This is a genomic window from Nitrosomonas sp. (genome assembly GCF_022842015.1).
Classification (GTDB): domain Bacteria; phylum Pseudomonadota; class Gammaproteobacteria; order Burkholderiales; family Nitrosomonadaceae; genus Nitrosomonas.
Map to the genome: position 1 here is coordinate 11,962 of NZ_JALHQJ010000036.1, position 19,870 is coordinate 31,831.

At 41.1% G+C, this 19,870-nt stretch carries 21 protein-coding genes; 14 read left to right on the forward strand and 7 right to left on the reverse strand.

Translation table 11 applies throughout. The annotated features are described in order from the left end of the window. Nucleotides 1-35 precede the first annotated feature (35 nt). From Q0C11_RS08330 to nadA, 4 genes are all read right to left on the reverse strand, one after another. Nucleotides 36-803, reverse strand: a complete 768-nt coding sequence (locus tag Q0C11_RS08330; protein WP_293007092.1) for an HAD family hydrolase — start codon at nucleotides 801-803, stop codon at nucleotides 36-38. A gap of 15 nt (nucleotides 804-818) precedes the next feature. Next, a complete protein-coding gene (locus Q0C11_RS08335) occupies nucleotides 819-1,856 on the reverse strand; it encodes an L-threonylcarbamoyladenylate synthase (protein WP_293007093.1) in 1,038 nt (345 codons plus the stop codon). A 50-nt stretch (nucleotides 1,857-1,906) separates the two neighbouring features. Further along, complete coding sequence (clsB, locus tag Q0C11_RS08340; protein ID WP_293007094.1) at nucleotides 1,907-3,079, reverse strand: cardiolipin synthase ClsB; 1,173 nt, start codon at nucleotides 3,077-3,079, stop codon at nucleotides 1,907-1,909. Between the two features lie 72 nt (nucleotides 3,080-3,151). Next, entirely contained in the window at nucleotides 3,152-4,249 is a 1,098-nt protein-coding gene (gene nadA, locus Q0C11_RS08345) for a quinolinate synthase NadA (protein ID WP_293007112.1), read from the reverse strand. 222 nt (nucleotides 4,250-4,471) lie between these two features. Between nadA and lptC the strand changes: the two genes are divergently transcribed. From lptC to Q0C11_RS08385, 8 genes are all read left to right on the forward strand, one after another. After that, entirely contained in the window at nucleotides 4,472-5,035 is a 564-nt protein-coding gene (lptC, locus tag Q0C11_RS08350; RefSeq protein WP_293007095.1) for an LPS export ABC transporter periplasmic protein LptC, read from the forward strand. Nucleotides 5,036-5,046: 11 nt separating this feature from the next. Next, nucleotides 5,047-5,577, forward strand: a complete 531-nt coding sequence (lptA, locus tag Q0C11_RS08355) for a lipopolysaccharide transport periplasmic protein LptA (RefSeq protein ID WP_293007096.1) — start codon at nucleotides 5,047-5,049, stop codon at nucleotides 5,575-5,577. A 40-nt stretch (nucleotides 5,578-5,617) separates the two neighbouring features. Continuing rightward, complete coding sequence (gene lptB, locus Q0C11_RS08360) at nucleotides 5,618-6,340, forward strand: LPS export ABC transporter ATP-binding protein (protein ID WP_293007097.1); 723 nt, start codon at nucleotides 5,618-5,620, stop codon at nucleotides 6,338-6,340. A 54-nt stretch (nucleotides 6,341-6,394) separates the two neighbouring features. Beyond that, nucleotides 6,395-7,843, forward strand: coding sequence for an RNA polymerase factor sigma-54 (locus Q0C11_RS08365; RefSeq protein ID WP_293007098.1), 1,449 nt, complete (start codon nucleotides 6,395-6,397; stop codon nucleotides 7,841-7,843). An 18-nt stretch (nucleotides 7,844-7,861) separates the two neighbouring features. Next, nucleotides 7,862-8,185 carry a ribosome-associated translation inhibitor RaiA gene (raiA, locus tag Q0C11_RS08370; protein ID WP_293007099.1) on the forward strand — a complete coding sequence of 108 codons (324 nt, stop codon included), beginning with the start codon at nucleotides 7,862-7,864 and terminating at the stop codon, nucleotides 8,183-8,185. A gap of 121 nt (nucleotides 8,186-8,306) precedes the next feature. Further along, the gene (locus Q0C11_RS08375; protein ID WP_293007100.1) at nucleotides 8,307-8,774 is read left to right on the forward strand and encodes a PTS sugar transporter subunit IIA; all 468 of its coding nucleotides are present in this window, start codon (nucleotides 8,307-8,309) and stop codon (nucleotides 8,772-8,774) included. Continuing rightward, the gene (gene hprK, locus Q0C11_RS08380) at nucleotides 8,761-9,723 is read left to right on the forward strand and encodes an HPr(Ser) kinase/phosphatase (RefSeq protein ID WP_293007101.1); all 963 of its coding nucleotides are present in this window, start codon (nucleotides 8,761-8,763) and stop codon (nucleotides 9,721-9,723) included. Before Q0C11_RS08375 ends, hprK begins: the two co-directional genes overlap by 14 nt. Nucleotides 9,724-9,791: 68 nt before the next feature. Then, a complete protein-coding gene (locus Q0C11_RS08385) occupies nucleotides 9,792-10,406 on the forward strand; it encodes a flavin prenyltransferase UbiX (RefSeq protein ID WP_293007102.1) in 615 nt (204 codons plus the stop codon). Between the two features lie 58 nt (nucleotides 10,407-10,464). Here Q0C11_RS08385 and Q0C11_RS08390 read toward each other — a convergent pair whose 3' ends face one another. The 3 genes from Q0C11_RS08390 to Q0C11_RS08400 form a co-directional block, all read right to left on the reverse strand. Next, nucleotides 10,465-11,040 (reverse strand): 5-formyltetrahydrofolate cyclo-ligase, encoded by a 576-nt coding sequence (locus Q0C11_RS08390; RefSeq protein ID WP_293007103.1) that lies wholly within the window; start codon nucleotides 11,038-11,040, stop codon nucleotides 10,465-10,467. 10 nt (nucleotides 11,041-11,050) lie between these two features. Beyond that, complete coding sequence (gene mutY, locus Q0C11_RS08395) at nucleotides 11,051-12,124, reverse strand: A/G-specific adenine glycosylase (RefSeq protein WP_293007104.1); 1,074 nt, start codon at nucleotides 12,122-12,124, stop codon at nucleotides 11,051-11,053. 73 nt (nucleotides 12,125-12,197) lie between these two features. Further along, entirely contained in the window at nucleotides 12,198-12,452 is a 255-nt protein-coding gene (locus Q0C11_RS08400; protein ID WP_293007105.1) for a Rho-binding antiterminator, read from the reverse strand. An 864-nt stretch (nucleotides 12,453-13,316) separates the two neighbouring features. On the opposite strand from Q0C11_RS08400, the gene Q0C11_RS08405 reads away from it, so the two are divergent. The 6 genes from Q0C11_RS08405 to Q0C11_RS08430 form a co-directional block, all read left to right on the forward strand. Next, on the forward strand, nucleotides 13,317-14,489 hold the full coding sequence (locus tag Q0C11_RS08405; RefSeq protein ID WP_293007106.1) for a response regulator transcription factor: 1,173 nt from the start codon (nucleotides 13,317-13,319) through the stop codon (nucleotides 14,487-14,489). Between the two features lie 397 nt (nucleotides 14,490-14,886). Next, on the forward strand, nucleotides 14,887-15,228 hold the full coding sequence (locus Q0C11_RS08410; protein ID WP_293007107.1) for a YnfA family protein: 342 nt from the start codon (nucleotides 14,887-14,889) through the stop codon (nucleotides 15,226-15,228). A gap of 344 nt (nucleotides 15,229-15,572) precedes the next feature. After that, on the forward strand, nucleotides 15,573-16,454 hold the full coding sequence (locus tag Q0C11_RS08415; RefSeq protein WP_293007108.1) for a glycosyltransferase family 2 protein: 882 nt from the start codon (nucleotides 15,573-15,575) through the stop codon (nucleotides 16,452-16,454). After that, nucleotides 16,451-17,335 carry an NAD(P)-dependent oxidoreductase gene (locus Q0C11_RS08420; RefSeq protein ID WP_293007109.1) on the forward strand — a complete coding sequence of 295 codons (885 nt, stop codon included), beginning with the start codon at nucleotides 16,451-16,453 and terminating at the stop codon, nucleotides 17,333-17,335. The genes Q0C11_RS08415 and Q0C11_RS08420 overlap by 4 nt, the downstream gene beginning before the upstream one ends. A 74-nt stretch (nucleotides 17,336-17,409) precedes the next feature. Then, the gene (locus Q0C11_RS08425; protein ID WP_293007110.1) at nucleotides 17,410-19,194 is read left to right on the forward strand and encodes a type I secretion system permease/ATPase; all 1,785 of its coding nucleotides are present in this window, start codon (nucleotides 17,410-17,412) and stop codon (nucleotides 19,192-19,194) included. A gap of 62 nt (nucleotides 19,195-19,256) precedes the next feature. After that, nucleotides 19,257-19,870: biotin/lipoyl-binding protein (locus Q0C11_RS08430; RefSeq protein ID WP_293007111.1), on the forward strand; the 614-nt coding region annotated here is incomplete at its 3' end.

Here is a 19,870-nt window from a genome sequence, read left to right on the forward strand (position 1 = left end):
TCACCATCAATAATAAATAGCCTAAATCTCAATCACTAATCAATTAAGCTATTGAGTATTTCATAATCTATCCATCCCTTGGTAATTGTTGCGCCTTGTATGTGAGTGAATGATTTCGCGGGTTCGCCAAGATCAGACAGAACTGCAACTGCGCCATCAAAGCTTTGTTGATTAGTGTAACCGCTAACTGTGATCAGAGTCTGTATTTGTGCGGCGCGTGCTGATTTCAGGCCATTTTCTGAGTCTTCTATTGCGATACATTGCTGGGCAGGTAAATCAAGTTGATTAAGAACCCAATGATAAATATCGGGCGCCGGTTTTTTCAATGGAACAATGTCACCGGCGCCAATGACGTCAAACCAACCAATTGATTCTGCACCTAATGTGGATTTAAGTAGAGAAGTGACGTTTTCCATCGTTGTTGTGGTTGCGATCGCAAGTTTTATTTTTTCCTGTCGCAATTCTTGAATTAACCGTGCAACACCGGGACGCAATGGGATGTTGCCGGTTTCCATCTGTGATTCAAAGTATTTGGTTTTGGCTTTGTGCAGGGCGGCAATCCAATTCGTCAGGTCGTCTCTATTGAGTTCAGTAGGAATAAAATTTTCCATGTAATAACGAATTCGTTCTTTTCCGCCAGTAACTTCTAGTAGCCTGCCATAAAGATCAATGTCCCAATTCCAATCGAGATTAAATTGTTGGAATGCAGCATTAAAAGCAACGCGATGACCATCTTGCTCGGTATCGGCGAGTGTGCCATCAACATCAAATAGTACAGCTTGCAATTTCTTTTGATTTATCATTTTTGTTAGTTAATTTCAGTTGTTGTTAGGTGAATGATAACTGGCACGTTGCAGGCGATCCGCTATGGCTAACCAGTTGGGATGATCGGGAGGTGATTCTATCAGCATATAATCAAATTCTGCCTGATCAAACTGGCGTAATTTAGCATAGAGTTGTTTACCATAAGCGACTGGGTCTGCAGGCATGGAGAATTGTTCGATAAACTGATCTGAGAATTTGGGTTTATGAGTATTTGACCAAGTGATGACTAGAACGCGCAAATTTTCTTTAGCCAATGCCAAAGCATGTGGCCAAATTTGTATATTTGAATATAATCTTAAGGGTGTCGTCGGCGCATAATGTGCCGGTAATGATCCAGATGTTCGAATTGATTGATTGATATTGTGTGCAAGAATGACGGGGTTGTTTAATACTGCCTCAATCGCTGATAACGTAATACTGCCTGGACGCAGTATTTGGGGTGTTTTGTCGTGGAAGCTGACGATGGTGCTTTCTAACCCTACTTCACAGGCTCCACCATCGAGGATCATATCAATAGTGTTACCTAATTCCTGATAGACATGCGCAGCCGAGGTTGGACTAATGCGACCAAAACGGTTGGCCGAGGGTGCAGCCAATGCTTTTTCTGGTCCTAATGCACTTAGTAAAGCCGATGCAACGGGATGTGCTGGGAATCGGAGCCCAACGGTAGCCTGCCCACCGGTAACATTATCAGGAATGCGATGATTGCGCGGGAGAATTAATGTTAAAGGTCCGGGCCAAAAATGATTGGCTAATTTCCATGCAGACTCTGGTATGGCTTGAGCCCAATAGTGCATATGGGAAATATTGCCAATATGAACGATCAGTGGATGATCAGCAGGGCGTTGTTTTATCTTGTAGATCTTATCAACAGCGGCTGGATTTGTAACATCTGCGCCAAGGCCGTATACGGTCTCAGTTGGAAAGGCTACTGTACCACCTGCGCACAAAATTTGAGCGGCTGTAATAACTTGATTCAGTTGAACTGACGATAAGTCAGATTGTATGCGTGTGTACTTTGTCTGTTCCATTTGCATGATCTGAGTGTTAAATTCAAATTAAACTTAACGTGATTAATAAGTTATAGTTTATTGTCATACCAGTCGTAACCTAGCACACCTTGCAGCAAGCGTACGATATAAAAACATAACCAATTCATTGCATAATTCCGCAAGGAGAAAAAGCCTTTGTCTGTCGATGTGACTGGGAAGGACTCTTGTGAAATGGCGGTTTTCAGGCTTGTTCTCAGCTCGCTGGCGAACTGATGGTCTGCAATGAATACATTGGCTTCGCGCGCTAGAAGCAAGCTGAAAGGATCAATATTTGATGAACCTACCGTTGCCCAATATTGATCAATAACAGCGACTTTGGCATGTAGATAGCTGCGATTATATTCATAAATTTTTATACCGGCTTGCAATAGATTCTCGTATAACGCCTGAGTTGCATGGTATTGTAGGCGATATTCAATTCTACCCTGCAATAAGAGTTCTACATTGACACCTCGTTGAGCAGCATTTTTCAATGCATTAATGAATTTTCTTCCAGGTAAAAAATAAGCGTTGGCGATAATAATTTCGGTTTGTGCTTGATTTATACCTTCCAGGTAAGCATGTTCGATGTCACGACGGTGACGCCAGTTATCGCGGATAACAAATGCAGCTTTCTGATTTCCACAAGAATTGTTGGTCGGTTTTATAGGATTGGGAGTGACCCAACGTTTTTTAAAATGCGCCCACGCGACTAACATCCATAAATGTTTCACAGCCTTATGTATTTGAATCAATAGTGGACCTTGAACAACAACGGCATAGTCGAAACGAGGCGTCAGTTTTTCGGGATTATCCTGATCGTCAATGATATTAATTCCACCGATATAAGCGATTTGAGCATCAATAAGGGTCAATTTGCGGTGCATCCGGCGTAGACGGTAACGGCGTGGCATTGAGAATATAAATTCTTGACGAAATATCAGTACTTGAATACCGGCCTGCAGCATAGAGTTTATTTCTGCAGTGGAGAGGTTTTGTGAACCAAATCCATCGAGTAGCAGATGCACAGATAAGCCACGTTGTGCTGCGCGTTTTAAAGCAGCTATAATTTTTCTGCCAACGGCATCGTTTTCCAGAATGTAAGTTTCAATATGTATTTCAAATTGCGCCTTCTCTATTGCTGCTTCTAGTTCCGGAAAGTATTCCTCACCGTTGTGCAAAAGGGTGACAAGGTTGCCATCAGAAAAATGAATGTTTTTCATTGACGGATAAATTTCATTGTGGATGTGGCAACCGGATCTGCCAATTTATACTGCTGATATTGACGAGCATGATTATGAAATCTTCAGCATTCTATCTAATGCTACTCTTGCTTGCTTTGCTTCTTCAATCGGTACTTTAATTTGATTCACGATATTGCCATTGACCAAATTTTCCAATGTCCAAGCCAAATGTTGTGGGTCAATTCGTGCCATGGTCGAACACATGCATACCATGGGCGACATAAATTGAATAATTTTTCCCTGGGATTTGAATTCTTCTGTAATACGGCTGACCAAATTCAATTCGGTACCAACCAACCAGCGTGTCCTGCTTTTTGCTGCAGCAATCGTTTTAATAATATATTCGGTTGAACCGACATAATCCGATGCTTTGCAAACTTCATAATTGCATTCGGGATGCGAAATGACAATACCATCGGGGTATTGATTGCGAAAACGGATAATATGTTGTGGTTGAAACATCTGATGAACGGAACAATGTCCTTTCCATAGAAGTATCTTTGCTTTTTTAATTTGCTCTGGTGTTAATCCACCCATGGGCTCATCAAAATTCCACACAGGCATTTCTTCTAGTGGAATACCTAGCTGGTGTCCACTCCAGCGACCAAGATGTTGATCGGGAAAAAACAGCACCTTTTCGCGTTGTTTGAAAGACCATTGCAGTACTTTATTGGCGTTGCTGGATGTGCAAACAATACCATTGTGCTCGCCGCAGAAAGCTTTAAGATCGGCAGCAGAGTTGATATAAGTGACGGGGGTGATTGTTTCGTCAGGATTCAGAATTTCCGAAATTTCTCGCCATGCTCGCTCGACATTTGAGAGGTTGGCCATATCAGCCATAGAGCAGCCGGCTGCCAGATCGGGTAAAATTGCGATTTGCTCTGGATTCGAGAGTATATCCGCAACTTCAGCCATAAAATGTACCCCGCAGAAAACTAGATAATCAGCATCGGTCTGAGCAGCCAGAAAAGAAAGTTTCAAGGAATCGCCCGTTAGATCCGCATGTCGGTATACATCTGCACGTTGATAGTGGTGAGCCAGTATAACGGCACGCTTCCCTAGAGTTTTTTTGGCTGCGATAATGCGCTGTGCGCACGCTTCGTCCTGTAATTGATCATATTGCTCGAATTCAAAAATTTTTTGGGGCATTGTCATTATTGTATTCTTCCTAAAGATTTAATAAGTAATGTACAGTATTCTAATTTAGTATATGGATTTACCTATCAAATTAGAAAGCCTCTGCTGAGAAAGTTGCTAAAGCCGATACATTAAATGAAAATTAGTGTTCTGATATACTTCACAAAAGTACATTATTGATAATAAAGGTAACCGAAAATTCAAATTTGCGGAACAAAGAGCGAGTAATTCTGAATGAGCAAGCATCCATATTTTAGCTCACCACTAATTTTTTTCATTATTCTGATTTTTCTGACATTCTGGTTGGATTTGCTAACCAGACCGCCGGAACAAATTAAAAATAATAATGTGTACCTCAATCCAGACTATATTGTAGAAGATTTGTCTGGCATTCAAGTGGATCATGAACAAGGTATTCAACGTGAATTTTCAGCGCAAAAACTGCTTCATTATTTGAATGAACAAGTCACTCAGTTGGAACAGACAAATTTTATTAATATTGATCAGGGGAACCCTCTCATGCGCTTGTATGCTGATCAAGCTGAGATAAAAAATAAAGGGGAAGATATTTACTTAACAGGCAATGTAATCGCAACCAGAGGCACTGATGATGACAAAGATAAGATAACGCTGAATACTGATTTTTTGCACCTCATTCCAGATGAAAGTTTAGTAAAGACAGATCAAGTCGTGACCATTACAAAATTGAATACCATAATTCATGCGACTGGTTTAGAGTTCAACAATCGTATTGGAAAGATACATCTTTTGTCGAAAGTAAGCGCTGTTAATAACTAATTGATCAAATTATGAAGCTATTGATGATTGTAGGTTTTTGGGGTTTATTCTTTATTCCGACTGTTTGGGCTGAGCGAGCTGACCGTGAGAAGCCCATTCATTTGGAGGCAGATCGTGCGACTGTAGAAGATGTGAATCGCAAAGAGGGCAGCCGGATCAGTATTTTTACCGGAAATGTAATTTTCACGCAGGGAACTCTGCGCATTAATGCCGACAAGGTGATTATGAAAGAAGATTCGCAGGGATTCCGGCATGCAACGGCTACGGGGAATCTTGTCAGTTTTCGTCAGAAGCGGGATCGAATGGATGAGTATGTTGAAGGTTGGAGCGAGCGGGCTGAATACGATAGTAAAGCAGAAAAAATTGAATTATTCCGTCAGGCGAGGCTAATACGTGGTGAAGATGAAGTGCTGGGTGATTATATTTCTTATGATATGAATAGTGAGTTTTTTCAGGTGATTAGTAGTAAAGAGCGTGGAGTTGAGACGGGGCCTGATAAGCGGGTACGAATAACAATTCAACCAAAAAACAAACCTGAATAATTTAAGGCTACCTAGTTAAAAACGGATGTAATTGCATAGCATGAGTGAGTTAAAGGCTAATAATTTAAAAAAGCGGTATAAGTCGCGTACGGTAGTGGAGGATGTCTCTTTTTCACTGAGCAGCGGTGAAGTGATTGGTTTGCTTGGTCCCAATGGCGCCGGAAAAACAACTTGTTTTTATATGATTGTTGGTCTATTGCCTCTTGATGGGGGTGGTATCTATTTGGATGGTCAGGATTTAAGTTTGTTGCAGATCCATCAGCGAGCAAAGCTTGGATTAAGTTATTTACCACAGGAAGCATCTATTTTTCGGCGTTTGACAGTCGAAGAAAATATTCTTGCAGTATTAGAATTGCAGAATCTGGATGAAGATAGAAAACAGCGGTATTTAGATGACTTATTACACGATTTGCATATTAGTCATTTGCGTAATAATCCTGCTATTAGTTTATCGGGAGGTGAGCGCCGCCGAGTTGAAATAGCCCGCGCTCTGGCATCGCAACCTCGTTTTATTTTGTTAGATGAACCTTTTGCAGGAGTTGATCCAATTGCAGTCCTAGATATACAAAAAGTGATTGCTTTTCTTAAGGAACGAAAAATTGGCGTGCTGATTACTGATCATAATGTCCGGGAAACATTGGGGATTTGTGATCGAGCGTATATCATCAGTGAAGGTCATGTGCTTGCAAAAGGTCGATCGGAAGAAATTATAGATAATGAAAAGGTCAGAGAAGTTTATTTGGGAGAGCATTTCCGATTGTAAGCAAAAGACGGAATTGAAGTTGCATCGCTTCGTAACAGTTGTTTTTTTAGGATCATGAAGCCAACACTCCAACTCAAACTGACTCAGCAACTGAAGTTAACTCCTCAGTTGCAGCAATCCATACGGCTGCTGCAGTTGTCAACACTTGAGCTGAATCAAGAAGTCGAGAGGATTGTGCAGGAGAACCCATTATTGGAACTGCGCGATGACTGGAGTTTATCTGAGGTGCATAATTCACTTGAATCTGTAGAATCTTCCAGTTCTGCGAATTCTGACAGCGCTTCAATTGAAGTAACCGAACCTGAAGGCGAGGCGCCATCGGAAGAAAATTCCGAACATGATGCTGAATGGTTACAAGAGAATATTTCTACTTATAACACCTTTGAAGATGATGATCGTGAGTCGCTGCAGATCCCTGATAAGCCACTAAGTTTACGTGACCATTTGAATTTTCAGGCATCTTTAAGTCAAGTATCTGAACGTGAGAGAAAAATTATTGGTCTGCTGATTGATAGCTTGGATGACGATGGTTATTTATTGCAGGACTTAGGTGAGCTGGTGGATTTTCTACCTGCAGAATTAGGGATTGACTTGCAGGATTTGGAGAGCGCACTCATGTATTTGCAGCAATATGATCCGCCCGGTGTGGGAGCGCGTAATCTAAAGGAGTGCTTAGTATTGCAATTACAAGCATTGCCAGGTGAAGTTATCTACCGTATACAAGCTATAAAAGTTGTACAAGAGTATTTGGAGGTTCTAGCATCGCACGATTTTGCGCAAGTCAAAAAATTATTAGGATGTGATGATCAAACTTTAAAAGCTATCCAGAAACTGATTACTCATCTGAACCCTAAGCCCGGTATTCAGTTTAATTCCCAGAGTGAACGTTACATTGTTCCTGATATCACAGTTGTAAAAAGAAATGGAGTTTGGGTGGCAAATCTTAATATGAGTGCGATTCCACGTCTCAATATTAATCATCTATATGCTAACATATTGAAACAAGAACATCATTCTTCACGTGGTTTAATAAGTCAATTAAATGAAGCGAAATGGCTGATTAAAAATATTCAGCAACGTTCAAGCACTATCCTTAAAGTTGCGGGTGTCATTGTAGAGCGTCAGCAGCAATTTTTTGAACATGGAGAAGTAGCGATGCGTCCGCTTGTGTTAAGAGAGATTGCAGAAACATTAAATCTTCATGAATCAACAGTATCCCGAGTAACGACACAAAAATTTATGTATACTCCGCGGGGTATTTTTGAGCTTAAATATTTTTTTGGTAGTCATGTTTCTACCGATTCGGGAGGAGCTTGTTCAGCTACGGCTATTCGCGCATTAATCAAGCAATTAATACAGGAAGAGAATTCAAGGAAACCACTCAGCGATAATAAAATTTCGACTATTCTTGAACAACAAGGTATCGTTGTTGCGCGTCGTACCATTGCGAAGTACCGGGAATCATTACAGATTCCTGCAGCCAATCTTCGTAAATCAATTTAATTAGAATAAAGGAAAAATATGAACCTTAAACTTACTGGTAACCATGTAGAAATTACTGATGCAATGCGAGATTACGTGACCTCAAAAATCGGTAAAGTTACACGCCATTTTGATCATGTGATTGATGTTAGCGTGATTCTATCAGTAGAAAAGCTTAAACAAAAAGCTGAAGCAAATGTACATGTGCGCGGTAAAGATATTTTTGTCGAAGCTGACAGTGAGGATATGTATGCATCAATCGATAGTTTGGTGGATAAATTGGATCGACAGATACTCAAGCATAAAGAAAAGAATCTTGAGCGCCGGAATCATGGCTCATTGAAAGATCAAGACTTTGGATAATTCGAGTTTATCAGTCATCCAGTTTTCTCAGGAAAAATAATGTATTCCCATGAACACAATTTAATTACGTTCAAAACATTGCATTTTGTACTGCCGTTTGAATGAAGCAACCTCATTTCTCATGAATCAAATTTCACAACTGTTACCCGTTTCAAATGTTATTGTCGATTTAGATGTTACTAGTAAGAAACGTGTTTTTGAGCAAGCTGGATTATTGTTTGAGAATACGAATCAGATTGCTCGCAGCCAGGTTTTTGATAGTTTGTTTGCGCGCGAAAAACTTGGCTCAACTGGCTTGGGGCAAGGTGTGGCTATTCCGCATGGGCGTATAAAGGGATTGCGTGAAGCGGTGGCTGCTTTGGTGACAATGAAAGAAGGGATACCCTTTGATGCACCTGATGGCCAGCCGGTTAACATTGCTTGTATTTTGCTGGTTCCAGAAAAAGCGACTGACAAGCATTTGCAGATTTTAAGTGAATTAGCACAAATGTTTAGTGATAAACCATTTCGTGAAAGTCTTTTGCAGTGCAAAGACGCTGCTGCGATTCATAAACTAATAGTTGATTGGAAGCCCGATGTCGCGAATTAGTATTGCTCAACTCTTTGACGATAAAAAAGATAAGCTTAAGCTTACCTGGATTGCAGGACAAAGTGGCGGTGCTATTGAATTGAGCGATGAGAAGATTGCGCAATCAGGTCAGGGTATGATTGGTCATTTGAATTTTATTCATCCGGATTGGATTCAGGTAATTAGCATCGACGAAATTCATTATTTAAAAAAATTGGAAGCTGCTTCGCTGGAGAAAAAAATCAATCAACTTACTCAGCAGAGTAACTTGGCTTGCATTATTGTTGCGGACAATGCTGAAGTACCAGCACCTATCTTCAATATGGCCAGCACATTCAATATTCCGCTGCTCCATTCTCCTTATCCCGGTCTGGAAGTAATCTGGCTGATACGCACTTACCTGAGCAGCGTGTTGGCGCCATCTTGTAGTTTGCATGGTGTCTTTTTAGACGTGTTGGGTGTAGGAGTGATGATAACAGGTGAGAGTGGCGTCGGTAAAAGTGAATTGGCTCTGGAGTTGATTAGCCGTGGCCATGGTTTAGTAGCGGATGATGTTGTCGAATTACGACGCATTGCTCCAGAAACATTAGAAGGTCTTTGTCCTCCAATGTTGAGGGATTATTTGGAAGTGCGTGGATTAGGTATGCTAAATATCCGTACAATTTTCGGCGAAACTGCAGTGCGACGCCGGAAAAATATGAAGCTGATTGTACATTTACAAAATAGTGGAGGAGCAGGTTCCGGTTTATTAGAGCGATTGCCGATTAGTGATCTTACTGAGAACATTATGAGCGTCGATATTCCTAAGGTAATTATTCCTGTCGCAGCAGGTCGTAATTTGGCAGTTCTGGTGGAAGCAGCGGTGCGAAATTATGTCTTGCAACTACGTGGAATAGATGGCACGAAAGAGTTTATCGAACGACATGAGCGAGAAATGAATCATCAAATAGAAGATAAAGATCCGCGTTAGAATGGCTTTGTCTTTAGTTGTTTATAGTTAAACCTTGAGCGTAATTTTCTGATTTAACATAAATTTCGATGAAAAAGCCTCATACAATTACCTTGGCACTGACTGGTGCATCTGGGATGCCTTATGGGATTCGCTTGCTCGAGATGTTGTTGCAAGGTGGTAAACAGGTCAATTTGCTGTATTCAAAAGTAGCGCAGATTGTCGTGCAACAGGAAATGAATTTTACACTGCCTGCTAGTGCTAAAGAAGCGCAAGCTTTTTTGGGTCGCCAATTCCATGCTCAAGAAGGGCAATTGCGTGTTTTCGGACGTGAAGAATGGTTTGCACCCGTTGCTTCGGGATCAAATCCTGCTGATGCAATGGTGATTTGCCCTTGTACCATGGGAACTTTGGCAGCAATAGCCGCAGGTATGAGTCAAAACTTGATCGAGCGTGCCGCCGATGTCACGTTAAAGGAAAACCGATCGCTCATTATTGTTCCTAGGGAGATGCCGTTTTCAACGATTCATCTGGAAAACATGCTCAAATTGGCACGTGCAGGCACTGTAATTCTTCCGGCCAATCCAGGTTTTTATCATCACCCGAAAACGATACAAGATATGGTGGATTTTGTTGTTGCCAGAATTCTCGATCATCTGGAGGTCAAACATACCCTGATTCCCCGTTGGGGAGCTGGAAGCTAACTTCTGTTACTTCCAACGATTATCCATTAGCATTTTTAAGAGCAATGACGAGGGGTAGTTAATAACTCTTAGTTTGAAAGATTCCTGCTTCTGTAATTACATAATGCATCGAAATATCATGTGGTTGTGGGTAAATATTATCTAATCGCTGTATTTCAAAGGCGACGCCAATACTGAGTGGTTGTCGTTGGTAGCTATCGAGTGTGCGGTCAAAAAAACCACTGCCATAACCTAACCGATAACCCTGTTGATCAAATCCCACCATTGGAATAATCACCGCATCGAGCCGGGCAATCTTGGTGTCTACCGGGATCGGGATACCGTAAGCACCACTTTTCATCGGTGTGTCTGGTAACCATTCACGGAAGCGTAATGGTTCATCCTTGGCGATGATTTCTGGTAGTGCAAGTGTGGCACCGTGTTGGATTAAATACTGAGTAATGAGTCTCGGATCGTATTCACCGCGAAATGGACAATATATACCAATAATCATTTTCTGCGGTTTTGGCAACTCTTGTATAAGAAAACCTGAAATTGCCTGGCTCCATTCCATATGTGTTTTCTCTGGAATGCTCTCGCGAGCCGAGATCAATTGCTTACGCTGCTGTTTTTTCCATTCTGATAGTTCTTCCATAGGTTCTATTTTAAATCTTGTACGGAGAAAGTTCAGACAAAAAAGTTCGTTTTAGCAATTTCCTGACGGGTGCCGGAATCCCTTTTGCAAGTGCGTCGGATGGTTTGGTCCAGATAAATCTGGGTTGTGTAATCAGTGATTTTGAAGAGATTACTTGTAGTAGTTGCGGGTGTATGCGTAATTTGAAATGTGTGAATTGATGGTCTAGTATTGGCAACTCAATCAATGCTCGCACTTCAATATTTAAATTGTGTTGGCAATAAGTTATAACATCTATTCCGATTCCAATTTCAGGCGGACACCATAATTCTCCCCAGATGCCTGGAGCCGGTCTTTGTTCCAGCAGTATATCCTGCTGATGCATCAACAACAGGAAGGTGGCTTCCTTCTGTGGTAATGGCATGCGAGGTTTGGTGGTGGGAAGCTGATCCACACGATTTTCTTTCAGCGCAACACACTCTGATTGCAACGGGCAAGCTTTACATAGTGGAGCACGCCGAGTACAAACGGCAGTGCCTAAATCCATCAATGCTTGAGTATAGGTTTCAATCTTGCCATTATGATAGTGGATTGGCAATGATTCTTCGGCCTTTTTCCATAGCAAATTTTGAGTTTTGGTTTCTCCAGGAAAACCGGAAATTCCAAAATAACGTGTAAAGATTCGTTTGACATTGCCATCCAAAATTGCTTCACACTGTCCAAAGGCAAAAACGGCTATCGCGGCTGCTGTGGAGCGCCCAATTCCAGGTAAGTGCTGAATAGCTTCTCGTGCGCAGGGAAATTGTCCTTGATAGTGATGCATCACTTTGCGAGCTGTTACATGCAGATTGCGCGCGCGCGAATAATAACCAAGGCCACTCCAAAGACTTAGTACCGCATCAAGCGGGGCCTGCGCGAGACTACTAATTGTTGGGAATTCCTGCATGAATCGCACATAATACGGGATTACCGTATTGACTTGGGTTTGTTGTAACATGACTTCTGACAGCCAGATTGCATAAGGGTCACGATTCTTTTGCCACGGTAAATGGTGACGGCCATGTTGATCATGCCAGATAATTAATTGTTCTGCGAAGGTTGACATAGTGGCAGGTAAGGTCTGCTCCGATAAACTGGAGCACTGGAAACAATGAAATACAGGCTTTCTTGGCAATATTCTACTCGAATATAACTTCGCTAAATTTGGCGTTGGGTGTCAACACTTCCATTTTCGCAAGCTGTGTTAACTCGATTTGCAATCTTGAATCACTGTCGATAACCAAATATTCCTGTTTTTCTGAAGAATTAACAATATCGATTGCTGTGCCTTCGATCATCTGTTTGTTTTTTAAAACGAGTTTGAGTCGATAGCGATACATGCAAGCAACTTCCACGAAATCATGCTGCTCACACGAAATTATGTCCTCAGTCATAGTTATCAATCCTTTTAATGATTTAAGAAAGCATAATATACTCGATCCTAGTTGCAAGTTGATGAGGCTTTTGCGAATTTGAGGGCAACTCACCCATGATGGCGTCTATTAGGATCAAGTCATTCGAGCGTTTAAAGAAGTGAGGTTCTGAATAAGTTGATTCGATTCATAGTTTGATAAGCTTGCCGCAAACGTAATCTATAAACCACCGTTCGTTCTAAGACCGTTACGGAACATAATCAGAATTCTCTTAAACTTGCTTATATAATAATCTTGATTATTAATTTACCATTCCAGTAAATATTCTCAAATACCTCAATTACACCAACAGAAATGCCGCCGGGTTGTGTGTTTTGTCAATCGGCGCAACTAGTGACTCTGGAAAATCGAGGCTTCAAAGATTGAGAAAAAATTGTGATCAATATGATGATTACTTGCTCATATGAATTGATCAGAGCAATCTTACAAAAACATTGACATGGGATTATTTCCCGCGTACAGTTCATTTGTGCGTGGGAAATTATTACACATAGATCCGTTCGGAACAGCTGGGATTTATATCCGACACACTGAGCATGAAGACAGCCCTAAGGCATTTTTATACCTCTCGGTGCCTTTTGGGCTGTTGATGTGCAATAAAAATTCAAGAAAAGATAAGTTGAAGATTAATTTATTTGTTCATCACTAAACTTTTGTACTAACAAGTGGAATTAACATGCCGAGTATGGAATGCTTTTTTCTCTTTTATAGGGTGTTTTATTAGGATTACAAGCATCTCACTTTCGCATTCGTTTACACAGATGGTTTGTCGTCATTGCAAATAAAAAATTGTAATGCCGTGGGACTCTTAAAAGGCAAAGATCAATGAATAATAAAATAGAATCAGCACTGAAGAGAACTTCTCAAAATAGAATAGAGGTTCCACGGGTATTAATCTTGGTTCGTAATTATATTTCAGGTGGGAACTTGGAAAATATGGTTAAAGGATGGGAATACAATATCATTGGTATTTACAATTCAAATAAAACAGCTTCATTCAGAATAAAAATCGATAAACCAGATCTCATTTTGACAGACATAGAGTTGGATGACGAGGATGATCTGTGTTTGGTGCACCAGTTGAATCTTCCGATCGAAAACTCCAAATTTTGTATTTATTTTACACGCTATAGCACTGAATCAATCATGCAGCGCACTATGGCATTGGTTGCGACCTTGAGCAACCGAGCCCAAGAATGTAATAGTGAAAAAAACTATCCTAAGACTGAGTCTGACTTTGATCGATATGACGATGTTGACAAGTCAGTAAGTCCAACGACACAATTTTCTCCAAGGCCAATCCGGGTTTTATTAGTTGATGATCAGCAAATAGTGCTTTGGGGATTGGAGAAACTGATCAATGACCAGCAACCGCAAATGGAAGTTGTTGGGACAGCAGCGAATATTTTTCTTGCGAAACGGTTAATCTTGGAAAAAAGACCGGATATTTTGATACTCAATATTTATTTGGGTGATATTAATTGCGTGAACTATATCTCTGAATTTGCCAATGATGGAGATACAAAAGTCGTGATTTTTTGCAGAACACGCGATCAAAAAGTCATTGACCAAGTAGTGATTTCAGGTGCGAGAGGCGTTGTGTACCAGAAAGAATCAATCCAGACGATACTTAAAGTGATTGATAAGGTTCATAACGGTGAAATGTGGTTTGATCGAGAAACAGCTAGTCGTGCTTTTCTGCAAAATGTCCGCATGAGAAGGGCAGTTTCCCCTTCTATCAACACTAGAAAGATCAGTGGGCTTACACGTAAGGAATCTGAAATTGTTAAAGTGTTCTCACATGCTAGTGGTAGCGAGCAGAACAAACAGATTGCAGCTCGCTTACAAATGAATGAATATACATTACGGAATCACTTATCCTCAATCTTCAAGAAATTAGGCATAAATAATCGATTTAGCCTTTTCATGTATGCCAGACATCATTTTCAGCAATCAGGATCTGCTATAAAGAAATTATTCACTGATCAAGCATTTTAACTGCATAGTGAAAAGTTATGGAAGTGCAGGAAAATAGTCATCCTGTCTAAAACTCGGTCGCATGCGACCGAGTTTTTCATATGTCGGTGTATTTCTAGATCATATATTAAGCTTGATAATTTGAGTATTCTTCAAGTTTTGAGTTGTCATTACTTTTATTTATGTAGAATGATTTCAGCAGCTTTGCTTAAATGCTACAGTCAGCGTGTAGTACGCGTTTCTTCGAGATGCTTTCAGCAACAGACTACTAAATTCTGGTTGATTTATTAAATAAATCGTTATTGTCTAGTATTATGGCGTTCTACTTGATTCGTGGCGATATCTTTGAGATCAAGTTACAATCATTTCCTGATTGTCGCATCATCAGAAATGATTTGCCTTTATTTGGACAGTAGTAATGGAAATCATCAAAACGTTGAGTTTATTTGTAGTTACCGCCTTGGCGGAGATAATTGGTTGTTATCTGCCATATCTCTACTTGAAAGAAGGAAGGTCTCTTTGGCTGCTTTTTCCCGCAGTTGTCAGCTTGGCATTATTTGTTTGGCTACTCACACTTCATCCTCAAGCTGCAGGGCGTGTCTATGCGGCGTATGGCGGTGTCTATATTTGTGTGGCATTGATGTGGTTATGGGCGATAGATGCAATTCGTCCGGCTATTACTGATTGGATTGGTGTAGGCATTTGTTTGGTTGGTGTAATTATTATCATGTTTGGGAGGCAGTTTATTAAGCCTATCTAGTCAATATCAATCTTATAATATAACACGCTGCCTCAGCGTTTGGTATTGGCCATATTACAAAAGAAATTACCAAGAAAAATGTGCGTTAAAGCGCTGAGAGTGATCACGGGTATTTTTATCCAATCATTCAGAGGCCAGTTTATTCATCTTGTTCATAAAGTAAGAAGAACAAAATGCTGCTATATATTAGCTGAAGGCGGTAAAATGATGGTATTCGACTTTATATATTGAAGAATGTCTTTAGATCGACTACTCAGCTTCGAGCTTTTTCGCGATCTCTTTCATTACAGAGTGTGGAGCAAAACTGGAGTTAAAGCCAATTGAATTTCATTTGTAGCAGGCCTGTGACAGTAGTTATCGTCAACTATAATAGTGGCTCGCTTCTGGTAAATTGTGTTCATGCAGTATTGCATCAGGTCCAGCAAATCGTCGTAGTTGATAATGCATCTTCGGATACGAGCTTGATTGAATTGGAAAATAAGCTTTCATCAAAAAAGCTACACATTGTCCGTCTCCATAACAATATAGGGTTCGCCGCAGGTTGCAATGTGGGTTTTAATTTATCCACCGAGCCACTTACTCTTTTCCTAAATCCGGATTGTATCTTGCAGGAAAATTCATTGCAGCGCATGGTTGAGATCATAGAATCAGATACCCATATCGGTATGGTCGGTGGTTTTTTGGTTAATCCTGATGGTTCCGAGCAAGGTGGCGGACGGAGAGCCATACCTACTCCTTGGCGTGCTTTTGTACGTGCTTTTGGGTTGTATCACCTGGAGAAATTCTGGCCACGCTTATTTTTTGATTTTCACCTGAATAACAAACCATTACCCCATGTGCCCATAGAAGTCGAAGCAATATCAGGTGCATTGATGCTGGTAAAGCGTGAAGCCATTGATGAAGTCGGTCTGTGGGACGAGAATTATTTTTTACACTGTGAGGATTTAGATCTTTGCGTGCGATTCAGGCAAAAGAAATGGAAGATTATTTTCATACCCGACGCTCCGGTTGTCCATTTTCAAGGAACCTGCAGCCGTTCCAGACCGTTTTTTGTCTCATGGCACAAACATAAAGGAATGCTACGTTTCTATCAAAAATTTTTTCTGCGACAGTACCCAAAGGCGCTAATGGGGCTAGTTACTCTGGCGGTATGGTCTCGCTTTGGGATTGCCGTGATGTTCCTTTCCGCGCAATACTGTTGCAAGCTATTGAAAATAAGAATATGAATGAACAGCAGGTCGGATTGCTGGGTGCAACCAGTCTGGTGGGTCAATGCTTAATAAACCAATTATTACAAAACAATTATCGCATTACCGCCTTTTCACGTCGTTTGTTCACACAAAGTCATCCACAAATTATTTGGCGTCAGCTTGATGTGAGTGGTGATTTCAGTGATTCCACAGAAAATAAGATTATTCCTTTTTGGCTATGTGTCGCTCCCATCTGGATATTACCGGAGTATTTTGATCTCTTATTGACCTATGGTGCTCGTCGGATTGTTGTATTATCTTCAACCAGCCGTTTCACGAAGTACGCATCCACAGACCCCAAGGAGCGAGAAATTGCCATGCAGCTGATCAAAAGCGAAGAGATGGTACAAGCATGGATGACCGCGCATAAAATAGAATGGATATTTTTGCGGCCAACAATGATTTATGGGTACGGGCAGGATAAAAATATTACTGAAATAATGAATTTTATTCATCGGTTTGGATTCTTTCCCCTGTTAGGATCAGCTCAGGGTTTGCGACAGCCAATTCATGCTGAAGATGTTGCGATCGCGTGCCATAAGGCACTTAGCACTTTAAGTTTGGCAAATCGTTCTTATAATTTAGCGGGAGGAGAAACTTTAACGTACCGAGCAATGGTTGATCGCGTTTTTGCAGCATTGCATCAACCGCAGCGCACATTGACAATACCGCTATGGTTTTTTCAGATCGCCTCATGGGGAATCCGGTGGCTACCCCGTTATCGTTATTGGACGTCGGCAATGGCTGAAAGAATGAATCAGAATTTAAATTTTGATTGTTCAGATTTACAACAAGATCTAAACTTTCTTCCCAGACCATTCGAATTGACTCCAAAAGATTTACCTAGTCAAGAATAACCATCAACAACTATAATTGATTCAATAAATTGCATATTTATATTCGAGTAACACTCAATCATGGCGTTTTATAGATGAAATTTAAATTTCGAGCTCCTCAGAATGAAGTTGCACAAGTACTAGTTAGCTTTAAAAAAGCTTTTAGAAACATTGGGGTATTCAGTGCGGTCATTAATATGCTCATGCTTATGCCAGCTATTTACATGTTGCAGCTTTATGATAGTGTTCTTACCAGTCGCAACGAAACAACTTTACTAATGTTAACGTTGATTATGCTAGGCGCTTATATTTTCATGGGCGCACTAGAATACATACGCAGCTTTGTATTAATCCGGGTCGGCGCACAGCTCGATATGAAATTGAATAAACGCGTCTATACTGCCGCCTTTGAAGAAAGCTTAAAGCAAGGTGATGGCAATGCTGGGCAAGCTTTGAAAGATCTGACAAATTTGCGGCAATTTTTAACCGGCAATGCCTTATTCGCTTTTTTTGATGCGCCGTGGTTTCCGATTTATTTACTCGTAATTTTCATGTTCCATCCCGGTTTAGGCGTTTTTGCATTATGTGGTACGGCCATATTAATCACACTAGCTTACATCAATGAAAAAATATCACACAAGCCTTTAGCCGAAGCCAATTCGATGGCTGTCGCTTCTACCAATGTGGCATCAAATAATCTGCGTAATGCTGAAGTAATTGAAGCTATGGGTATGTTGCCTAATATACAATCTCGCTGGTATAAATTACACAGTCGCTTTCTTAACTTACAAGCTGAAGCCAGTGAAAAATCAGGTGTGATGACTGCATTATCTAAATCTTTCACCGTGGCATTGCAGTCGCTCATGCTGGGATTAGGTGCGCTATTGGTTTTAGAGAATAGCATCACGCCCGGGATGATGATTGCTGGCTCGATACTATTAGGTAGAGCTATAGCACCTGTTCAGTTATTGATCAGCGTGTGGAAGCAAATTGGGAGTACGCGTAGCGCTTATGAGCGCCTCACTCAGCTACTTGAACATAATCCGGCACGTGAGGCTGGGATGGCATTGCCGAAGCCAGTCGGTATCATTAATGTTGAAAGTGTTGCTGCAGCTCCACCTGGCGGAAAAGTACCGGTCATCAAAGGGATTTCATTCTCTCTTAATGCTGGCGAGGTTCTCGGCGTCATTGGTCCCAGTGGGTCTGGAAAATCTACGCTGGCTCGATTATTAGTTGGCGTATGGCCGGCCGCTTCGGGGAAAGTAAGATTGGATGGCGCGGATGTTTATCTTTGGAACAAAGATGAGCTGGGTCCGCACATCGGATATTTACCCCAAGATATTGAATTATTTGCGGGTACGGTTTCAGAAAATATTGCGCGTTTTGGAGAAATTCATGCAGAGAAGGTTATTCTCGCAGCTAAACGAGCAGGTGTTCATGAAATGATTCTAAATATGCCTGAAGGCTACGATACGGTGCTTGGTGGTGGTGGCGCGGGCCTCTCTGGTGGGCAAAAGCAACGTATTGGTTTAGCGCGTGCAATGTACGATGATCCTTCATTAATCGTTCTGGATGAGCCCAATTCAAATCTTGATGACGTGGGTGAGCAAGCGCTTCTGGCTGCCATCATCGATTTGCGCAAACGTGGGAAAACTATCGTCTTGATTACACACCGAACCAGTATTCTTGGTGCGACCAGCAAATTATTGCTATTGCAAGATGGTATGGTAAAAATGTTTGGTCCTACCAAAGAAGTAATCGAGGCTTTGACAAAACAACAGCAAACTCAACAGGCATTACTGGCACAAAAAAAAGCTGAAAATCAGACCGCTACTCAAGCACCACAAGCTACTGATTCAACTAACGCGAGAACTAGCTAAACTGAAGGGCGCCGCTCTGTTCTATCATATTTTGAGAATACTTCGATCAACGAATAGGAATAATGATGAAGCTTGTTGCTGAAGAAAAAGAATCAATTATTGAGAATATTCCAGTAGTTGATCTATCCACGCAGGTTAAGACTGATGAAACGACTTATACCAGGCTCGGTTGGTGGATTGTCTTGGCTGGGTTTTGTGGATTTGTTCTGTGGTCATCGATTGCCCCTTTGGATAAAGGAGTCCCTGCCATGGGAACCGTCACTGTGGCGAGTCATCTTCAGGCAGTGCAGCATCAGACTGGCGGTATTATTGATAAAATTTTAGTTAGAGAAGGTGATCACGTAAAACTAGGGCAGATCCTGGTACGCATGAATGATGTTCAGATCAAAGCACAAGCTGAAATAACCCGAAGTCAATTCTATGCAGCGCGCGCAATCGAAGCAAGGTTGTTGGCAGAGCGCGATGGGGCTAATGAAATCACATTTCCAGATGAATTGTTTGCGGCACAAAATGATTCGCGTATTGCTAATAATATCATAATTCAAAATCAACTATTCTCATCGCGTAGACTTGCTTTGCAACATGAGATTGCTGCAATTGATGAAAATACTGCGGGTCTGAAATTACAGTTGCGGGGGTTGGAGTCATCAAGAGTCAGTAAAAACCAGCAACTTAA